This is a genomic window from Treponema socranskii subsp. socranskii VPI DR56BR1116 = ATCC 35536, assembly GCF_000468115.1.
In the GTDB taxonomy this organism is placed as follows: domain Bacteria; phylum Spirochaetota; class Spirochaetia; order Treponematales; family Treponemataceae; genus Treponema_D; species Treponema_D socranskii.
The window spans coordinates 76,292-93,170 of record NZ_AVQI01000056.1 but is presented as its reverse complement, the minus strand read 5'-3'; the positions used below and the strand labels follow the sequence as shown (position 1 = coordinate 93,170).

Here is a 16,879-nt window from a genome sequence, read left to right as displayed (position 1 = left end):
TTACAGGAGTTGTAAAAACCATGAAAGAGATTTTATATCCGATTCTCGAACACATCGAATTTGTTATAAGCGTCATAAGCATCGCCGTCGTCATCTACGGTGCGCTCATCGCCGTCGTGCAGTTCATCAAAGGAGAAGTGCTGCATTTCAGCGGCAAAGAAAAACTTCGCACAATCATGATCATCCGTTCGGATTTGGGCGTCTATCTTTTGCTCGGTCTCGAACTCCTCATCGCAGCCGATATCATAAAGACGATTTTAAACCCCGCACTCATCGAACTTTTGACGCTCGGCGGCATCGTGCTTTTACGGACGATCTTATCGGTTTTCCTCGAACGCGAAATGAAAGGCTTAAAAGAGCTCAGCGAGTGAAGCGTCAGCGGATGAGCATCGCGTCTCCGTAGCTGAAAAAACGGTAACGCTTTTCTACGGCGATTTTATACGCATTTAAAATATGTTCTCGCCCGGCAAAAGCGCTCACAAGCATGATGAGCGTCGATTCGGGCGTGTGAAAATTCGTAAAGAGTTCGTCCGCGACTTTAAATCGAAAACCGGGATACATAAAAATATGCGTACTCCCCGCCCCCGCTTTTACAAAACCGTTTTCATCGCATGAAGATTCGAGCGTTCGCACGGACGTCGTTCCGACGGCAAGCACGCGTCTCCCGCTCCGTTTTGCATCGTTGATCTTTTGCGCGGTAAGATCGGGGACAGTGTACGCTTCTTCGTGCATTTTGTGTTTTTCGATTTCGCTTTCGCGTACGGGCAAAAAAGTTCCGAGCCCGACGTGGAGCGTCACCCACGCGATATCGATTCCCTTCTCTTTCAGGCGCGAAAGCATGTCTTCGGTAAAGTGAAGGCCGGCAGTCGGACAAGCTGCGCTTCCGGTCGTCTTTGCATACACGTTTTGATAGCGCTCCGCATCGGAAGCCGTATCGCCTCGCTTGATGTAAGGAGGAAGCGGTATGTGACCGTTTTTTTCAAACCAGCTTTCGGAAATCGGATTGTCAAACTTGAGATTTCGAAATTCCGTTCCGGCATCTTCTCCCTCGATAACGCCGAAAAAGCCGTCCGGAAACGCGTAACGCATGCCGCGCTTTTGCTTTTTTGCGCCTTTTACCATCGTACGCCACAGAGAGCCTTTTTCATCGATTTGATGTAAAAACATAAACTCGCATTCGCGGCCGGTCGTCTCTTTTACGCCGAACACACGCGCGCGGCGGACTCGGGAATCGTTAAAGACGGCGAGCGTGCCGGGCTCAAGCAAGTCGGGAAGATCGCGCATATCGAAGTGCGAAACGCTGCCGCTCTTCTTATCGAGGCGCATGAGTTTATCTTCGCCCCGTATACCCGACGGATGCTGCGCGACAAGCTCTTCCGGCAGATCAAAATAAAAGTCCGTCGTTTTCATGACGAATCGCTCCTTCGATGCCGAGATGTTTGTACGCTTTTTCCGTCGCAAGGCGGCCCCTGTTTGTCCGCTGCAAAAGCCCGCATTGAATGAGATAGGGTTCATAGTAATCGACGAGGGTGTCGAGCGATTCTCCGACGGATATCGCAAGCGTTTCCGCTCCGACCGGCCCGCCGCCGAAATTTTCGATAACCGAACGCAAAATCGTCCTGTCGTAGCGCTCAAGCCCGAGACTGTCGATTTCGAGGCGCGAAAGACCGGCTTCGACGATATCCTTTGTGATCCTGCCGCGACCGTCCACTTGCGCAAAATCGCGCATACGCTTGAGCACGCGGTTTGCGACGCGGGGGGTTCCGCGCGAACACGATGCGATGAGAAAGGCCGCATCGTCGTCGACCGAAACGGAAAGCAGCTTCGCGGAACGGTGAATGATCGAAGCGAGCTCTTCGCCCGTATAATAATTCAAGTGCTCGATGATACCGAAGCGGCTGACAAGAGGCGTCGATACGCTGCCCGCCCGCGTCGTCGCTCCGACAAGCGTAAACGGAGGAATCGGAATGCGCACCGTGCGGGCTGCCGCTCCCTGACCGATCACCCAGTCGAGTTCGAAGTCTTCCATCGCGATGTAGAGCATTTCTTCGATCGCGGGCTTGAGCCGATGGATTTCATCGATAAAAAATACCGTCCGCGGCGTAATCGTCGAAAGGATACCGACGAGGTCTTTGGGTTTGTCGAGCGCGGGTGCAGAGGTTATCTTAAAATCCGCGCCGAGTTCGTGCGCGGTGATCTGAGCGAGCGTCGTTTTGCCGAGTCCCGGCGGCCCGATTAAAAAGAGGTGATCGAGCGCTTCTTCCCGGTTCCGCGCCGCGGCGATAAAGACCGAAAGATTTTTTTTCGTCGTCTCCTGTCCGAGAAATTCGTTTAAAAGCTGAGGGCGGAGTTTGTTTTCCTGTGCGTCCTCTTCACCTGAAAAATCGGCGCGGACGATGCGGGAAAAATCCTCTGGAGCGGAAAGGGACGGGGCAAGTGCGGCATTTTCATCGTGCATTTCAGCGTCGGTGCGTATTTTGCGTTTTCCGCTCATTGTGCAAGCTCCGTGAGGGCGCGGCGGAACACCGCATCCTCTTTTTCGGTTTGTTTTTTCGCGTCCCAGCCGTCCGTCTTTGAAAGACTCGAAGCCGAAGATGCGACCGCACCTTCGCATATCTTTCGTTCATAGCCCATAGATACGAGAGATGCGACGACCGCTTCAAAGGGATTTGCGCTTACGCGGCGGGTATCGGGGGCGCCCGGAATGGTCAGTTTGCCTTTGAGTGCAAGCAGCATTTTCGCCGCGGTCTTTTTTCCGATACCCGGAATCCGCTCGAGCACGGAAACGTCTCCTTTGTCGAGAGCCGAAACGAGATCGCTTCCCGCGATATTCGTCAGAATCTTTACCGCAGCCCTCGGGCCGATGCCGTCGACTTTTAAAAGATCGAAAAAAAGAGATCGCTCTTCGTCCGACGCAAAACCGTAAAGCGACATGATATCTTGGGTATGCACGAGATACGTAAATATCCTGCCCTCTTCTCCGACGCGGGGAAGCGCATCGAGCGAAGAGCCGGGTACGGTGAGCATCCACTCGATGCCGTGCGTATCGATCGAAACCGTATTTTGAGATTTTCCGGTAATCGTGCCGGTAAGGCTGTTGAACATGAGATCACTATATCACAAAACATTTGCATAGTGCAAATGCGTGAGCGCGCCCGCGAGCGCGTCGGCCGCGTGATCGGGCTTCGGTTCGGCTTCGAGCGCCAGGAGGAGTTTTACGTATTTTTCGACAAGAGCCTTGTCCGCTGCGGCCGTCCCCGTCACCGCCTGTTTGATTTGATTGGGTGTATATTCTCCGAGAGAGATACCGTGCTGAGCGATGCACAGCGTTGCCACTCCCCGCGCTTCGGCAACACCCATCGCGGAAGACGTATTGCGCGCAAAATACAGTTTTTCCATCGCCGCTTCTCCGGGAGAGAATTCTTCGATGATCGAACAGAGCCGTGCGTACAGCGCCAAAAGGCGTTCGCCGTGCGGAGTACGGGCAGCGGTTTCTATGACGCCGTAACTTACCATGCGGTAGCGGCCGTCTTTATAATCGACCACTCCGAATCCCGTCGATGCAAGTCCCGGATCGATGCCGAGCACGCGCCGGATCTTTTTGCCGGATTTTTTTGCGCAGGCATTTTCCGTTCCCGGAAGCGGTTCGAAGCCGTGCATGATTATTTTAAAACGTCCTCGCCGCGCCCCATCGCGTTCAATCCCGTTTTGGCAAATTCGAGGATGCCGTAAGGTTCGAGAAGTGCGATAAGGCTTGCGATTTTTTCTTCGCTGCCGGTCGCTTCGATGATCACGGATCCCGTGCTTACGTCGACGATGTGCGCGCGGAAGATATCGCAGGTTCCGATGATCGCCGCCCTGTTTTCCGCACCGGCCTTTACTTTGATGAGAGCCATTTCGCGTTCGCAGGTTTTCGCAGGATCGCAGTGCTGAATCGAAATCACTTCGACGAGCTTTGCAAGCTGCTTTTCGATTTGATCGAGGATGTATTCGTCGCCCTTTACGACGATCGTCATGCGCGACTGTTCGGGATTTTCAGTCGCGCACACGGTAAGAGAATCGATGTTGTAACCGCGCCTGGAAAAAAGCCCCGATACGCGGCTCAAAACGCCCGCATGATTTTCCACGAGAATCGATATCACGTAATTTTTCATACAAACCTCATTGCCGCGCCTATATCTTTTTTCTGCTTTCGGCGTAAATGCCGAGAAGCCGCACGTCTTCGGCTTCCGCTTTGAGCGCGGTCATCACGCCGTCGACGTACGAAGCGGCATCGCGCTCGTCTTCAGGAAGCTCCGCGTCCGCGTAAAAACGATAACGCCACGGCTCGCCGTGAATCGGACGCGATTCGAGCCGCGTCAAATTGAGACGGGACAACCGAAATATGCCGAGACAAGTACACAGCGCGCCCGGTTCGTTTTTTACGCTGAACATAAACGATGCAGTATTCGGCTTTGCGTTCCACGCTTTATAATTTTTATCGGCCGTCCGCTTCCCGCCGTTCGAATCGACAAAGTGATTTGGGGCAATGACGACAAAGCGCGTATAATTTGCCGCGTCGTCTTCGATCGAATCTTTGAGCACTTCAAGATTATAATAATCGGCGTTGACGGCGCTTGCGATCGCAGCGTTTTCTTTCGACGCGAGCTCGGCAACTTCGCTTGCAGCCGTCGCCGTAGAAACGCATTCGATTTTACTCCAATTATAGCGCAGAAGAAATTTCGAACACTGGCTTAAAGCCTGCGGATGCGAATACACCGTTTTTATCGAATCGAGCGACGCGCCTTTGACGCCGAGCAGCGAATGCTGAATGCGAAGCAGCACCGCACCGACGATGCTTACATCTTCAAACTGCGTCAAGTTATCGTAGTTTTCGTACACCGAACCCGCAAGCGTATTTTCGATCGGCACCATGCCGTAATCCGCTTCTCCACTTGCGACCTTTTGAAAAATTTCGCGGAACGAATCGACCGAAAGAGAAGCCGCTTCTCCGTCGAAATAACGCGATATCGCCTGCTCCGCATAGGCGCCCCGCTTTCCGCTGAACGCGCATACGACGCCTTCGTGCGATTTTTTTTGCCCGGACTCTTCGCTCTTTTTTTCCGCGTTCCTTACACGCACGAGGGATTTTCCGACGACGGGCGAAAGCGCTTCTATGTCGCGCATGAGTTTATCGAACTGTTCGGGATACAGCGACTGCGCTCCGTCGGAAAGCGCTTTATCGGGATTGCAGTGCACTTCCACGATGATCCCGTCGGCTCCTGCGGCGACGGCTGCGAGAGCCATAGGTGACACTTTATCACGGATGCCGAGGGCATGACTCGGATCGACGATGATCGGAAGGTGCGTCATACTCCGCAAAATGGGGATCGCCGAAAGATCGAGCGTATTGCGCGTCGCCCGCTCGTAAGTGCGGATACCGCGTTCGCACAAAATCACGTTTTTGCAGCCCGACGAAAGGAGGTATTCCGCGGACATAAGCCACTCTTCGATCGTCGCTGAAAGCCCGCGCTTTAAAATCACCGGCTTGTCGATTTTTCCGAGCCGCTTTAACAATTCGAAGTTTTGCATATTGCGAGCGCCGACTTGATACACGTCGACGCCGTGAGCTTCCATAACGGGAATGTACTCCGACGCGACGACTTCGGTAACGACCGGCATACCGTACGCATCGCCTGCTTCTTTTAATAATTTTAAGCCTTCTTCGCCCAAGCCTTGAAACGAATACGGAGAAGTGCGCGGTTTATAGGCGCCGCCCCGCAGCATGGCCGCTCCGCTTTTTGCAACGCTTTCGGCCGCACACATCATCTGCTCCCGCGATTCGACGGCACAGGGACCTGCAATCGCCGTGATGCGCATGCCGCCGACTTTGACAACTTGACCGCGGTTTGAAAGGATTTCGACGACGGTGTTTTCGGGCTTAAACTCGCGGCTGGCCATCTTGTACGGTTTTGAAATCGGAATGACGCGTTCGACGCCGGAAAGTATTTCGACTTCACGCGGATCGACTTTGAGTTTGCCGACGGCGGCGATGATCGTCGCTTCTTCTCCGACGATTTCATTCGTTTTAAAATCGTTTTGCGCGAGAAAGAGCGCAAGCTTTTTTCTGTCGTCTTCGGAAATATTCTTTTTTAAAACGATAACCATAGCGCGCCTCCGCCGATTTTGAGACAGCCCTCTCTATTTTTCGGGATTAAAGCTTACCGTGCGCAAAATATCTCCGAAAACACCCGCCGCCGTCACGCCCGCACCCGCTCCGTAACCGCGCACGGTGAGCGGAATCGGCTGATAGCGTTCGGTGTGAAATACAAAAGCGTTTTCCCCGCCCTTTACGCCGTAGAGCGGATCGTCTTTGCCGACTTCGAGCATACCGACGGTATAGGAGCCGTCTTTAATCGACGCGCCCATGCGGAGCACTTTGCCTTCTTTTCGAAGATCGGCGATCTTTTTATGAAAATAGTCGTCGACTTCTTCGAGCTTTTTCATAAACTCTTCGACCGTACCCGACGAATCGAAAGAATCGGGAAACACTTTGTTGATTTTGACATCGTCGAGTTCGATCGCAGCCCCCGCCTCTCGCGCGATGATGAGCGCTTTTCGTGCGACGTCCATACCGTTCAAATCGTCGCGCGGATCGGGCTCGGTAAAGCGAAGCTCTTTCGCTTCTTGTACCGCTTTGCTGAACGGCACGTCTTCGTCGAGCCGTCCGAAAATATACGAAAGAGATCCCGACATGATGCCCGTAAAGCCCGTAAGCTTATCTCCGCTTTTAAATAAATTCTGCAGCGTGTCGATGATGGGAAGCCCCGCGCCGACGTTCGCTTCGTAGAGAAAGCGGCGCCTCATACCGTTTGCGATTTTCCGCAGCTCGCGATAATAATCGATCTTCATCGAGTTCGCCCGCTTGTTCGGCGTTACGACCGAAAGACCGGCTTTGAACAGATCGATGTAGCGTTCCGGCAAATCGTAGGAAGCGGTGCAGTCGACGAACACGGGATTGAGCGGTTTCGTCTCTTTGACGAATTTAATAATTTCATCGACGCTCGACTTCTGCGGCATCTCTTTTATTTTTTCCCGCCACGACGCAAGATCTATGCCGTCGGCTTCGACGAACATTCCGTCGACCGTCGAAATCGCCATGACGCGGATATCGACGTTTTCCGAAAGCAGCTTTTCCCTCTGGTCGCGGATTTGGTCGATGAGCGCGCCGCCGATCGTTCCGGCACCGAACACAAACACTTCGATAGTCTGCGCCGTGTTGAAAAAGAAGCGGTGAGCGGCGCGAACGGCGGTGTCCCCGTATTCGCCGAGCACGACGCAGGACGTACAGCGCTCCGACGAACCTTGCGCGATCGCAATGATATTGACGTCTTGAGAAGCGAGCGCGGAAAAAAAACGTGATGCCACTCCGCGCTTTTGAATCATGTTGTCGCCGACGATCGAAACGATTGCGCAGTTTTTTTCCACTTCGATCGGGTTGATGACGCCGTCGCTTATTTCGAGTTCGAATTCCGCTTTCAACGCATCGAGGGCGCGGTCGGCTTCCGTATCGCGGATGCAAAACGAAATCGTATATTCCGACGACGACTGTGTAATGAGCAAAATTGAAATCGATGCGCGGGAAACGGCGGCAAAGATTCTGCTTGCCATACCGGTTCTTCCGCGCATATTCGTTCCGCTCACGCTCAGCATTGCCGTATTTTTCAAACACGAAATGCCGCGAACATCTCCGACTTTTTTTTCGCTTTCAAAAGGGCCGCGTCCGATCCTCGTGCCGCGGGCATCGGGACGGTGACTGTTTTTGCTCCACGCTTCGATATCCTTTGCCGCAAGCGGCGCGATCGTTTTCGGGTGAAGCACTTTGCTTCCGAAAAATGCGAGTTCGAGCGCTTCTTCGTAGCTCATGTCATCGACGAGAATCGCGTCTTTTACGACGCGCGGATCGGCCGTATAGATGCCGTCGACGTCCGTCCAAAATTCCACTTTCGAAGAACCGAGCGATGCGGCGATGATCGAAGCTGAAAAATCGGAACCGTTTCTGCCGAGCAGTCCCGGAACGGGAGCGCAGCCGGTACCGCGTACCCAAGAGCAGATAAAGCCCGGAAACAATAAAATGCGCGTTTGCGATTGATTTTCTCCGTCGCGGTACGGCAGCATCGCTTCGGCACACTTCGCGTAGTCGGGATCCCCTTCTCTGTGATTGCCCGTCGTAAAAATGAATTTCCGCGAATCGAGCAAAATGACGCTCTGCCCTTTTGCGAGCAAAACCGCTTTCATGATCAGCGCGCTTAAAAGCTCTCCCATGCCCATGATGCGGCAGTGAACGGTACCGGGACATTCGCCGAAAGACACGCAGCCGGTTAATAATTTTTCGTATTCTTCGAAAATCGGCACAAGCTCTTTTAAAACCGACGCGGCACTCAAACCCGGAAGTTTCGACTGAAGCTCTTCGCAGATATCCGAGTGAATTTTTCTCAGTTCGTGAACAAAATTTTCTGCATGCATGCCTTTTACGCACGCGTCGATGCTTTCCTGCAATTTATTCGAAACACCCGCGACGGCGGAAACGACGACGCTTACACGCTCACTCTCCGCGCGAGAGATAATAATGTCAGCGGATGAAAGGATGCGGCGTGCGCTTTCCATCGACGTGCCGCCGAATTTTAAAGTAATCATAATTTTCCTCTTAAAAGATATTGTATATGATAACAAAAAGGACGTGCGTACTCAATATGGGGATTTAACATAGGGAGATTTGTTATTGTACGAGGGCTTTTTCCGTCGCGGCTAACCGTATTTTGTCGAAATTGAATCTTATTTATTTAACAACGGCGGTAATTTTTCGTCAAAGAATTTCTTTTCATCGGCTGTCAACGGCATAAAAGGTCTGCGCGGAACGCCGTAAGAAATGCCGATTATATCCATTGCATATTTTTCTGCCGCCATAAAATCGTCGGCGGTAAGCAGTATTTGAATAACGGTATTCGCCTCCGTTTGCAGTTCGCGCGCTTTTGCGATATTATTTGCCGCAAACTCTTTTTTTATTGCAATGAATTTATCCGCCATAAAATTGAATGTACTGCCTATCGCTCCGTCCGCCCCCATGCTCAATCCTGCTAAAAACATTTCGTCGAAGCCGTTGAAAACGGTAAGTCCGGCATCGCTCGTTTTTATCCGTTCCAAATCATAGAAATTTTGCGAAGTAAATTTTATTCCGACGATATTTTTATTTTTTCTGAGTTCCGTAACTATTTCGGGCGTAAGCGTTACACCTGAAAGTTTCGGAAAATTATAGGGAATCAACGGAAAAGTCAATTCCTCTGCGATATCCGAATAATATTTAATAATTTCATTTCGCGTAAAACCGTAATAAAACGGCGGTATCGATGAAAGCGCCGTTACACCTTTTACGGAAACGGCGTGTCTGCCTAAATCCAACGTCAAGTCCGTTGAAATGGCGCCGATATGCGCAATGATGCTCACTCGTTCTTTTGTTTGATCCGCAACGATTTCCAATATCCGTTTGCGCTCTTCCGCGGTAAGCAAAAATGCTTCGCCGGTACTTCCGCAAACATAAAATCCCGAAACGCCTTGTTCGATATTTCGCTCGACTGCGCGCCTCAATGCCCCTTCATCGATTTTATTATCGGAGGTAAACGGAGTTAAGAGCGCCGGAAAAATACCTTGAAGTTTTGTTGTCATACTGCTACCTCGCCATTTTATAAAAATTATACTTCCCGCTTTTTAAGTGTGTTCGTATTATTTTTTCGGCTTTATCGGGATCGTCGGTACAAAGGTTATGAAGCAATTCCGTGTGACTTAACTTTTCCTGCCGGTCGGATTGCAGTAAGAACGTATTGATTTGGTAAAACGTACCGGCACGCATAATTTTCTTAAATAATTCGACCAATGCGGAACATCCCGATAATGTGACCAGCATCGTGTGAAAATCGACATCATAATTCCATCGCAAAACAAAATTGTCCGACGTTTCCGAAAACGCATGATCAACTCTTTGAGCGGCTTCTATGAACGGTGTTTTATCGACGGAACACAATATTTTACAGTATATTCTGGCAGCCTGACATTCGACGGCTTCCCGTAATACGGCGGAACCGTATACGTCGTCACGGTTTATCGACTTTACAATCGTTCCTCTGCGCGGAAAACTTTCCACATACCCGTCGAACGCGAGACGGATAAGCGCATCCCTCACCGGCGCAATGCTGACCCCGAGTTCGGCGGCAAGCTTTTGCCGATCGACAAGCGTACCGGGAAGGATTTTATTGTGCAGAAGACGTTCGATAAACGTATTGTAAACGTATGAAGTAAGCGATTCTTCGTTTTTTTTGCTGCCGCACTTTGTATTAGTTTTTTTCATAAGCCGTCGTACATTTACTGTTCAAATTATAAATGCACTTTTACCGGCTGTCAACTGAAATATCAGTAAAAATATCAATAAAAATTTTAGTTGACATATAAGCAAAATGGATTGATAATTGAATCGTCATAGGAGTTTTTATAGGAGGTGTTATGAAAAAACTGTATACGGTATTGTTGAGTGCCGGTATTGCGGCGGGATTATTTGCCGCGGGACAGGGTGATGCGGGAAATGCAAAAAACGTTACGCTGCGATTCGGCGTCGACGGCAATACTGCGAGCGTAGAATACGCCGTTGCACAGAAATTCGCTGCGACGCTGGAACAGCTCTCCGGCGGTACGGTAAAAGCGGAACTGTTTCCGAACGGTCAACTCGGAAATGCAAAAGAAATGATTCAGCAGATTACGATGAATGAACTCGACGCCTATATGGAACCGATGGGCGGAGTCAGTACATTGATTCCCGAACTCGCCGTCCTTGAAAGCGGATACGTCGTCCGCGATCTCGATCACCTCGATAAGATTATGGCTTCCGAATGGGGAGTACGTATGCAAAAAAAGATGCAAGACGAATTCAATATGCGCGTTATTTCTTCTACGCTTTTCGGTACAAGGCAAACATCGTCGAACCGGCCGTTGCATACTATAAACGATTATAAAAATCTGCGAATACGCATTCCGAATTCGCGAGGCATTAAAGATTGGGCGGAAGCCGTCGGCGCCCGTCCTACGTCGATTGCATTCAGCGAAGTATACCTTGCACTGAAAACGAATAGCGTCGATGCGCAGGAAAATCCGCTTCCGACAATCGAGTCGATGAAATTTTATGAAGCGCAAAACGCGGTCGCCATCGACAATCACATCGTACAGGATAAGTCGATCCTCTTTTCGCAAAAGCGATGGGAAAGTCTTTCGAAACAGCAGCAAGAATGGATTATGCAAGCAGGAAAAGCCGCAAAAGACGAAAGCATTAAACGTATCAATGAAAATTCGGAAAAGATAATTGCGTTTTTCAAATCGCGCGGTTTAACGGTTACGTATCCCGACACGGCGCCGATGCGTAAAGCGATGGCTCCGAAATACGCCGCACTGGAAAAAGAGCTCGGCGTAGAAGGTCTGATAGCGAAACTTGCCGCGCTTTGACTTTTGTTGTACACGCGGTGTTTAAAACCGCGTCGTTACAATCAAAGGCTCGGTTTTAGACTCGACGGCTGTCGAAAAAGCGACCGACTTTCGAGACAGCCCCGTTTACAGAGGATATGTTATGCAGAATAAAAAATCGTGGTATGAAAAAACGGTACTATTCGAAGAATGTATCGAAGACGCTTGCTTTTTAATAATGTTTTTTTCCGTTCTCATTCAAATCGTATTTCGAAATAAATTTATTGCATCCCATGTACGGTATTCGCCTATTTGGACGGAAGAGCTGGCACGGTGGTTATATGTCTACATCGTGTTTTTCGGCGCCGGCCAAGCAATTCATTATCGCGAACATATCGGAATCGATATCATCGTCGGAGTTTTGCCTCAAAAAGTTCGGAAAATACTTTTATTCGTTGTCGATATCCTCTTAGGTGTTTCAAGCGCCGTCATAACATATTTCGGTATTTTGAATATGCCGTTCGCTCGGCGGCAGTCGCCTATCACGCTTCCCGTCAACAACGGTATGCTCTATATTGTCATACCGATCGGTTTTGCTTTAATGACAATACGTTCGCTTGTTAATGCAGGTATCGATTTAAAGCATTTGCAAAAAAAAGAGCAAATCAATTCCCTCGCCGTTGAGAGATAATTATGACGTTATTTTTTATTATATGGATCATTTTACTCGTTATCGGTATGCCGATAACTTTTGCGATTATATGTGCATGTCTTATATATATGTTCCAACACGGCGGTATCATGCTTTGTGCGCAGCGGCTTGTCGCCGGAGTCGATTCATATACGCTTTTGGCGGTACCGTTTTTTATCTTCAGCGGCAATTTAATGAACGCGACCGGTATCACCGATCGTATTTTCACCTTTGCAAAAACCTGTGTCGGACATATTCCCGGCGGACTCGGCCACGTAAATGTGCTTGCAAGTCTACTATTTTCGGGCATGTCCGGCTCTGCGCATGCGGATGCAGGCGGTTTGGGACAGATAGAAATTCAAGCGATGAGGGAAGAAGGTTTTGACGACGGATTCAGCGGTGCGATCACTGCAGCGTCGAGCGTCGTCGGGCCGCTTATGCCGCCGAGTATTCCGTTGGTAATCTACGGGGCGATTGCAAGCGTCTCCGTCGGTAAACTGTTTTTAGGCGGCGTGTTTCCCGCAATCCTCGTTTCCATTTCGCTTATGATATACGTCTATTTTTATGCGAAAAAGCGTCATTACAAAACCTATCCCAAATCAACTTTTAGCGAACGGTGGAATGCATTCGTTAAAGCCTTTCCCGCATTGCTTACACCGATCATCATCATCGGCGGTATCTTTTCGGGCATTTTTACTCCGACGGAAGCCGCTGCGGTTACATCGTTTTATGCGCTGATTCTCGGTATCTTCGTATATAAAACGTTTTCATTAAGCGTGATGCGGAAAGTGCTGAAAGATACGTTGAGCAATGCGGCGGTTATAGGGTTTTTGACGGCTGCCATTTCGCTTATGGGTTACGTGCTTGCACGTGAACAGATACCGCAAAAAATAGCGATGTTCTTTTTACGGTATACGTCCAACCCCATCGTATTTTTACTCGCAGTCGATTTATTGTTAGTCATACTCGGATGCGTTATCGAAACGATGGCTATACAATTGCTCGTCATTCCGATGCTCGTTCCCGTTGCGATCGCATTGGGAATCGACCCCGTGCATTTCGGTGTCGTCGTAACGATGAATATGATGATCGGCATATTGACGCCGCCGATGGGCGTATCGCTGTTCGTGGTTTCCAAGATAAGCGGCATTCCTTTCAAAACGCTTGCAAAATCGATATTGCCGATGTTTATCCCGCTCACGATTGTTTTATTACTGCTGATTTTCTTCCCGCAGATCGTTATGTTCCTGCCGAATTTAATGCGTTAAGGATTGAACGATGGGAAGCACGGAAGCATTGTTTCGGTTAGACAATAAAATCGCCGTCGTTACGGGCGGCTATACCGGACTCGGACGCGACATAGTCGATGCGTTTCTTGAATACGGTGCAAAAGTCGTTTTTACATCCCGTGAACTCTCCCGCGCGGAACGGGTCGCAAAGCTCATCGACGGAAATGCCTATGCGTACGAATTGGATCAAACGAATTATGCAAGTTGTCAAGCGCTTGCCGATACCGTCGTACGGCAATTCGGGCGAATCGATATTCTTGTCAATAATGCAGGCGGCGGATCGGGAAAAGGCGAATGCAATTTTTTGAAACGGGATCCCGCCGCTATAAAGGCTATGATAGACAGCAACCTTGTAGGAGTGCTCTATTGTTGTCAGACTGCAGCACGATACATGGCCGAACAAAAATCGGGATGTATTATAAATCTCGCTTCCATCGCAGCGCTTGTAGGGCGCAACAGAGCGATGTATCACAGAGCGCATAAGATGGAACAGCCTATAGAATATGCCGCCGCAAAAAGCGGTATACTCGGATTAACCCGCGATCTTGCAGCGTTTATGGCACCCTATAATGTACGCGTCAACGCTCTTTCTCCCGGAGGATTCGACAAAGGAGAATTGTCGCCGGCCTTTTTAGAAGAATATTCGGCGTTGACACCGCTCGGCCATATGGGAGTACTGCATAAGGATATTAAAGGCGCCGCCGTATTTTTAGCATCGGAAGCGTCAAGTTATGTTACCGGACATAACCTTGTCATCGACGGCGGTTTTTCGGAATGCCGTTAAAAAATCCGCCGCATTTTTTTACATTGTAAACATCGCATACTTATCCGCCTTTTAGGGCGTGACCGGCAGTACAAGATTGTACAATTAGTACGGATTTAAGAACTTTTGTTAATAATGCAAATCAAAAGCGTCAAGGTACGTTACCGGACATAACCTCTGCATCCTCGCTCATCGAGAGAGCGTTCACTTTTTCATATACGACGATTCGATGAGGACGGGAATGCCCGATTCGACTTTGACGGATGAAAAGCGTTCTTGAAAGACGATATTCGACGCCGTATCGACATACTGCACGGTAACGTCATAGCTTCCCGGTTCGACGGCACATCCGCCCGCATACGCGCGTGCGGGCAGGCATACGCTTTGGCGGACGTCCGCAGTCTCCGCCAAATCGACCGCTTCGATCGCCGCCGTAACGCTGAGATAGGCAAGCTCGTATAAAAGCGCATCGGCAAACGATTTTTTATTGCCGTTCGCATCGGCAAAGGCGGCGAGCGTCGCTTCCCCCGCAGCGACGGCGGCGGACTTTTTGATGAGGCTCCGAACGACGCTTTTGGCAAAAGCTTTTGCCGCATGGGTGCGCACATCCTTATCGACGGCATCGTTGAAATCTTCGAGGAGACTGAGATCGTATACAACAGCCGCCCCGCCCTTCCCGTCCGTGCCGATGACGGACTGACCGTCGTGTTTACCGACGATATTTCGGACTGCGGCAGGTTTACCGGATGCGTTTACATCGGAGACGAGTATCCGCACTCCCGCGATATGAGGCCTCACCGACGACGCGTCGAAAGCCGGATATACGAACTTCAGACGGAAGGCGGGAATGACGACGCCGTTCGGAAAAGGCGGCAGCACGATCATCGCAGCAGACCCGAAACCGATGACGCTGAAATTGAGACCGGCGAGCCCGTTGACGACATCGCCCGGAAAATAAAACGCCTGCTCGTATCTCCTTCCGATCAGACCGCAAAATGCAAGCACGTCGAGTCTGCCTCTGCCCTCCGGCATCGTAAGCGCTTGTGCAGCGGAAAAACGGGGACTGAGCTTTGCAAGAACATCCGCATCGATCCGCGCATCGTCTGCGTCTCCGTTCATGAGCCGAAAGAGCATACTTACATAGCGGGCGGCGGCGGAATCGCGGAATACGTCGTCCTTCGTCGCTTGGGGCGGAGACTTTGCGATGAGCGCGGGCATATTGATACCGAACATCGCCGCCGCATAATCGGCATCGGTAATTTCGCGCTTTTGCGGAGCATCCTTTGCGAGCACGGCTTTTCCGTACTTCGCTATGTATTCGCGCTGTTTGTTGCCGATCTTTCTGATTTCGACGAGGGCGCCTTCCGTATCGCCTTTATGATAATAATTGAGCGCATTGAAGACGTTTACGTAGAGGTATTCGTACACCCTGCCCGAATACTCGGACGCGTTTTCGTTCAGCGTCGCCGAAAGCACGGTGCGGGTAAGGCTTTTCGTAACGGCGTCTTCCATGAGCGCATCGGTTTTATTGCATACTTCGATCGACGAATCGTAGGCTTTGCTGAAGTGCTCGGCAAAAGCGAGATCGAGGTATTGGCGGATGCGTTCTTTGTCGGTGATCTTTTGACCGAGCAAAAACGCCGTGCACTTTTCAAAGTCACCTTCGTCGAGCGCTTTATAAAAACGGGCTTCATTGTATTTTTTCTTTTTAATTGCATGCGGCCGCGAGTCGATATGAGCGAGCGCTTCCGCCTCTCCCTTCGGCGAAGAAGCGCAGGATGCAAAAACGCAGATGCACGCTGCAGCGACAACGTTTTGCAGCGCACATCGTATGCGGTATTTCCGTCGCTTCATGCTAGAGCTTTGCTGCCGGACGCGTTATCACTTTTTTGATTTCGCTGTTTTCACCGCTCCACAAAATCTTATTCGTTTCGATATCGTGCAGCTGAGCATACACGAAATACGCGCGAACCGATTTTCGTCCTTCTTTTTGCACCATCGTCTTGATCGAACCGAGTAGCATAACGTCGGCGCCCGTTTCGTTTTTTAAGCGCTTCATCGTTTCTTTGCTCGAATTCGACTGCTGATCGAGACGTTCATCGCGGAGTTCCGTCCGCTCGTTTTTATCGGAGACGAAGTCCAAGGTTCCGCTGTTGATGATCGCGCTCTGAAAACGCTTTTCAACGATGCTCGTGTCGATGTGTTCGTCGCTGTCGTTGCGGATTTTTCCGACGATGGCGACGGGATTCCGCCCGTTTTGCCGCCGGTATTGCGCGACTGCGGGCGAACTCGCACAGTCGGCGATGAGCGATGCACAGACGATGCGCACATCGTTGTCGTTCCAGTTGCCGTCCATGTCGATGACTTTATCGGCACGGACGCGCCTCACTTTCGTCGTGCCGCACGACGAAACGACAAGCGCACACAGAATCACTGCGGCGAATATACCGTTCCGTTTCATATACACACCCATACTCGTATTCATATTCATACTCCTGAAAATCGATTTACACTGTTACGGTTACGATAATAACATAACACAAGAATTTATGATAGAGAACGCTTCAATATAATGGTATACCGGACAAACCGCGGAATGCGAAAAGACGACACTGCCGTCCTGACTACAGGTTTCCGCTGCAAGCGGCGACCGGT

Annotated in this window: 16 protein-coding genes; 5 read left to right on the top strand and 11 right to left on the bottom strand. The window is 50.4% G+C overall.

Going from position 1 to position 16,879, the window contains the following annotated elements:
- Nucleotides 1–20: 20 nt before the first annotated feature.
- Nucleotides 21–371 carry a DUF1622 domain-containing protein gene (locus tag HMPREF0860_RS07670; RefSeq protein WP_021331323.1) on the top strand — a complete coding sequence of 117 codons (351 nt, stop codon included), beginning with the start codon at nt 21–23 and terminating at the stop codon, nt 369–371.
- A 4-nt stretch (nt 372–375) separates the two neighbouring features.
- On the opposite strand, the gene queA is transcribed toward HMPREF0860_RS07670, so the two are convergent.
- From queA to HMPREF0860_RS13280, 9 genes are all read right to left on the bottom strand, one after another.
- Nucleotides 376–1,410 carry a tRNA preQ1(34) S-adenosylmethionine ribosyltransferase-isomerase QueA gene (gene queA, locus HMPREF0860_RS07665; RefSeq protein WP_021331304.1) on the bottom strand — a complete coding sequence of 345 codons (1,035 nt, stop codon included), beginning with the start codon at nt 1,408–1,410 and terminating at the stop codon, nt 376–378.
- Nucleotides 1,385–2,458, bottom strand: a complete 1,074-nt coding sequence (ruvB, locus tag HMPREF0860_RS07660) for a Holliday junction branch migration DNA helicase RuvB (RefSeq protein WP_051169991.1) — start codon at nt 2,456–2,458, stop codon at nt 1,385–1,387. Before ruvB ends, queA begins: the two co-directional genes overlap by 26 nt.
- Before the next feature lie 32 nt (nt 2,459–2,490).
- Entirely contained in the window at nt 2,491–3,105 is a 615-nt protein-coding gene (ruvA, locus tag HMPREF0860_RS07655) for a Holliday junction branch migration protein RuvA (protein ID WP_021331334.1), read from the bottom strand.
- A 12-nt stretch (nt 3,106–3,117) separates the two neighbouring features.
- Nucleotides 3,118–3,660: a crossover junction endodeoxyribonuclease RuvC gene (gene ruvC / locus HMPREF0860_RS07650; RefSeq protein WP_021495637.1), complete on the bottom strand. Its 543-nt coding sequence runs from the start codon at nt 3,658–3,660 to the stop codon at nt 3,118–3,120.
- Between the two features lie 2 nt (nt 3,661–3,662).
- Nucleotides 3,663–4,154 (bottom strand): acetolactate synthase small subunit, encoded by a 492-nt coding sequence (gene ilvN / locus HMPREF0860_RS07645; protein ID WP_021331315.1) that lies wholly within the window; start codon nt 4,152–4,154, stop codon nt 3,663–3,665.
- Nucleotides 4,155–4,173: 19 nt separating this feature from the next.
- Nucleotides 4,174–6,147 (bottom strand): 3-deoxy-7-phosphoheptulonate synthase, encoded by a 1,974-nt coding sequence (gene aroF / locus HMPREF0860_RS07640; protein WP_021331327.1) that lies wholly within the window; start codon nt 6,145–6,147, stop codon nt 4,174–4,176.
- A 33-nt stretch (nt 6,148–6,180) separates the two neighbouring features.
- A complete protein-coding gene (gene thrA, locus HMPREF0860_RS07635) occupies nt 6,181–8,676 on the bottom strand; it encodes a bifunctional aspartate kinase/homoserine dehydrogenase I (protein WP_021331305.1) in 2,496 nt (831 codons plus the stop codon).
- A gap of 138 nt (nt 8,677–8,814) precedes the next feature.
- Complete coding sequence (locus HMPREF0860_RS07630) at nt 8,815–9,702, bottom strand: N-acetylneuraminate lyase (RefSeq protein WP_021331337.1); 888 nt, start codon at nt 9,700–9,702, stop codon at nt 8,815–8,817.
- A gap of 4 nt (nt 9,703–9,706) precedes the next feature.
- The gene (locus HMPREF0860_RS13280; RefSeq protein WP_021331325.1) at nt 9,707–10,381 is read right to left on the bottom strand and encodes a GntR family transcriptional regulator; all 675 of its coding nucleotides are present in this window, start codon (nt 10,379–10,381) and stop codon (nt 9,707–9,709) included.
- 152 nt (nt 10,382–10,533) lie between these two features.
- On the opposite strand from HMPREF0860_RS13280, the gene HMPREF0860_RS07620 reads away from it, so the two are divergent.
- From HMPREF0860_RS07620 to HMPREF0860_RS07605, 4 genes are all read left to right on the top strand, one after another.
- Nucleotides 10,534–11,523 (top strand): DctP family TRAP transporter solute-binding subunit, encoded by a 990-nt coding sequence (locus tag HMPREF0860_RS07620; RefSeq protein WP_021331309.1) that lies wholly within the window; start codon nt 10,534–10,536, stop codon nt 11,521–11,523.
- Between the two features lie 121 nt (nt 11,524–11,644).
- Nucleotides 11,645–12,172 carry a TRAP transporter small permease gene (locus HMPREF0860_RS07615; protein ID WP_021331338.1) on the top strand — a complete coding sequence of 176 codons (528 nt, stop codon included), beginning with the start codon at nt 11,645–11,647 and terminating at the stop codon, nt 12,170–12,172.
- 2 nt (nt 12,173–12,174) lie between these two features.
- Nucleotides 12,175–13,440: a TRAP transporter large permease gene (locus HMPREF0860_RS07610; protein ID WP_021331306.1), complete on the top strand. Its 1,266-nt coding sequence runs from the start codon at nt 12,175–12,177 to the stop codon at nt 13,438–13,440.
- Between the two features lie 10 nt (nt 13,441–13,450).
- Nucleotides 13,451–14,245 carry an SDR family NAD(P)-dependent oxidoreductase gene (locus tag HMPREF0860_RS07605; RefSeq protein WP_021331326.1) on the top strand — a complete coding sequence of 265 codons (795 nt, stop codon included), beginning with the start codon at nt 13,451–13,453 and terminating at the stop codon, nt 14,243–14,245.
- Between the two features lie 183 nt (nt 14,246–14,428).
- On the opposite strand, the gene HMPREF0860_RS07600 is transcribed toward HMPREF0860_RS07605, so the two are convergent.
- Nucleotides 14,429–16,078, bottom strand: coding sequence for a COG3014 family protein (locus HMPREF0860_RS07600; protein WP_021331339.1), 1,650 nt, complete (start codon nt 16,076–16,078; stop codon nt 14,429–14,431).
- Nucleotide 16,079: 1 nt separating this feature from the next.
- The gene (locus HMPREF0860_RS07595) at nt 16,080–16,709 is read right to left on the bottom strand and encodes a penicillin-binding protein activator LpoB (RefSeq protein WP_021331335.1); all 630 of its coding nucleotides are present in this window, start codon (nt 16,707–16,709) and stop codon (nt 16,080–16,082) included.
- Between the last annotated feature and the right edge of the window lie 170 nt (nt 16,710–16,879).

Coding starts and splice junctions, on each gene's coding strand:
- HMPREF0860_RS07620 (WP_021331309.1), top strand. CDS start 10,534: ATGAAAAAACTGTATACGGTATTGTTGAGTGCCGGTATTGCGGCGGGA.
- HMPREF0860_RS07630 (WP_021331337.1), bottom strand. CDS start 9,702: ATGACAACAAAACTTCAAGGTATTTTTCCGGCGCTCTTAACTCCGTTT.
- ruvA (WP_021331334.1), bottom strand. CDS start 3,105: ATGTTCAACAGCCTTACCGGCACGATTACCGGAAAATCTCAAAATACG.
- HMPREF0860_RS07600 (WP_021331339.1), bottom strand. CDS start 16,078: ATGAAGCGACGGAAATACCGCATACGATGTGCGCTGCAAAACGTTGTC.
- ruvC (WP_021495637.1), bottom strand. CDS start 3,660: ATGCACGGCTTCGAACCGCTTCCGGGAACGGAAAATGCCTGCGCAAAA.
- aroF (WP_021331327.1), bottom strand. CDS start 6,147: ATGGTTATCGTTTTAAAAAAGAATATTTCCGAAGACGACAGAAAAAAG.
- queA (WP_021331304.1), bottom strand. CDS start 1,410: ATGAAAACGACGGACTTTTATTTTGATCTGCCGGAAGAGCTTGTCGCG.
- HMPREF0860_RS07605 (WP_021331326.1), top strand. CDS start 13,451: ATGGGAAGCACGGAAGCATTGTTTCGGTTAGACAATAAAATCGCCGTC.
- HMPREF0860_RS07595 (WP_021331335.1), bottom strand. CDS start 16,709: ATGAATACGAGTATGGGTGTGTATATGAAACGGAACGGTATATTCGCC.
- HMPREF0860_RS13280 (WP_021331325.1), bottom strand. CDS start 10,381: ATGAAAAAAACTAATACAAAGTGCGGCAGCAAAAAAAACGAAGAATCG.
- HMPREF0860_RS07670 (WP_021331323.1), top strand. CDS start 21: ATGAAAGAGATTTTATATCCGATTCTCGAACACATCGAATTTGTTATA.
- ilvN (WP_021331315.1), bottom strand. CDS start 4,154: ATGAAAAATTACGTGATATCGATTCTCGTGGAAAATCATGCGGGCGTT.
- HMPREF0860_RS07610 (WP_021331306.1), top strand. CDS start 12,175: ATGACGTTATTTTTTATTATATGGATCATTTTACTCGTTATCGGTATG.
- HMPREF0860_RS07615 (WP_021331338.1), top strand. CDS start 11,645: ATGCAGAATAAAAAATCGTGGTATGAAAAAACGGTACTATTCGAAGAA.
- thrA (WP_021331305.1), bottom strand. CDS start 8,676: ATGATTACTTTAAAATTCGGCGGCACGTCGATGGAAAGCGCACGCCGC.
- ruvB (WP_051169991.1), bottom strand. CDS start 2,458: ATGCACGATGAAAATGCCGCACTTGCCCCGTCCCTTTCCGCTCCAGAG.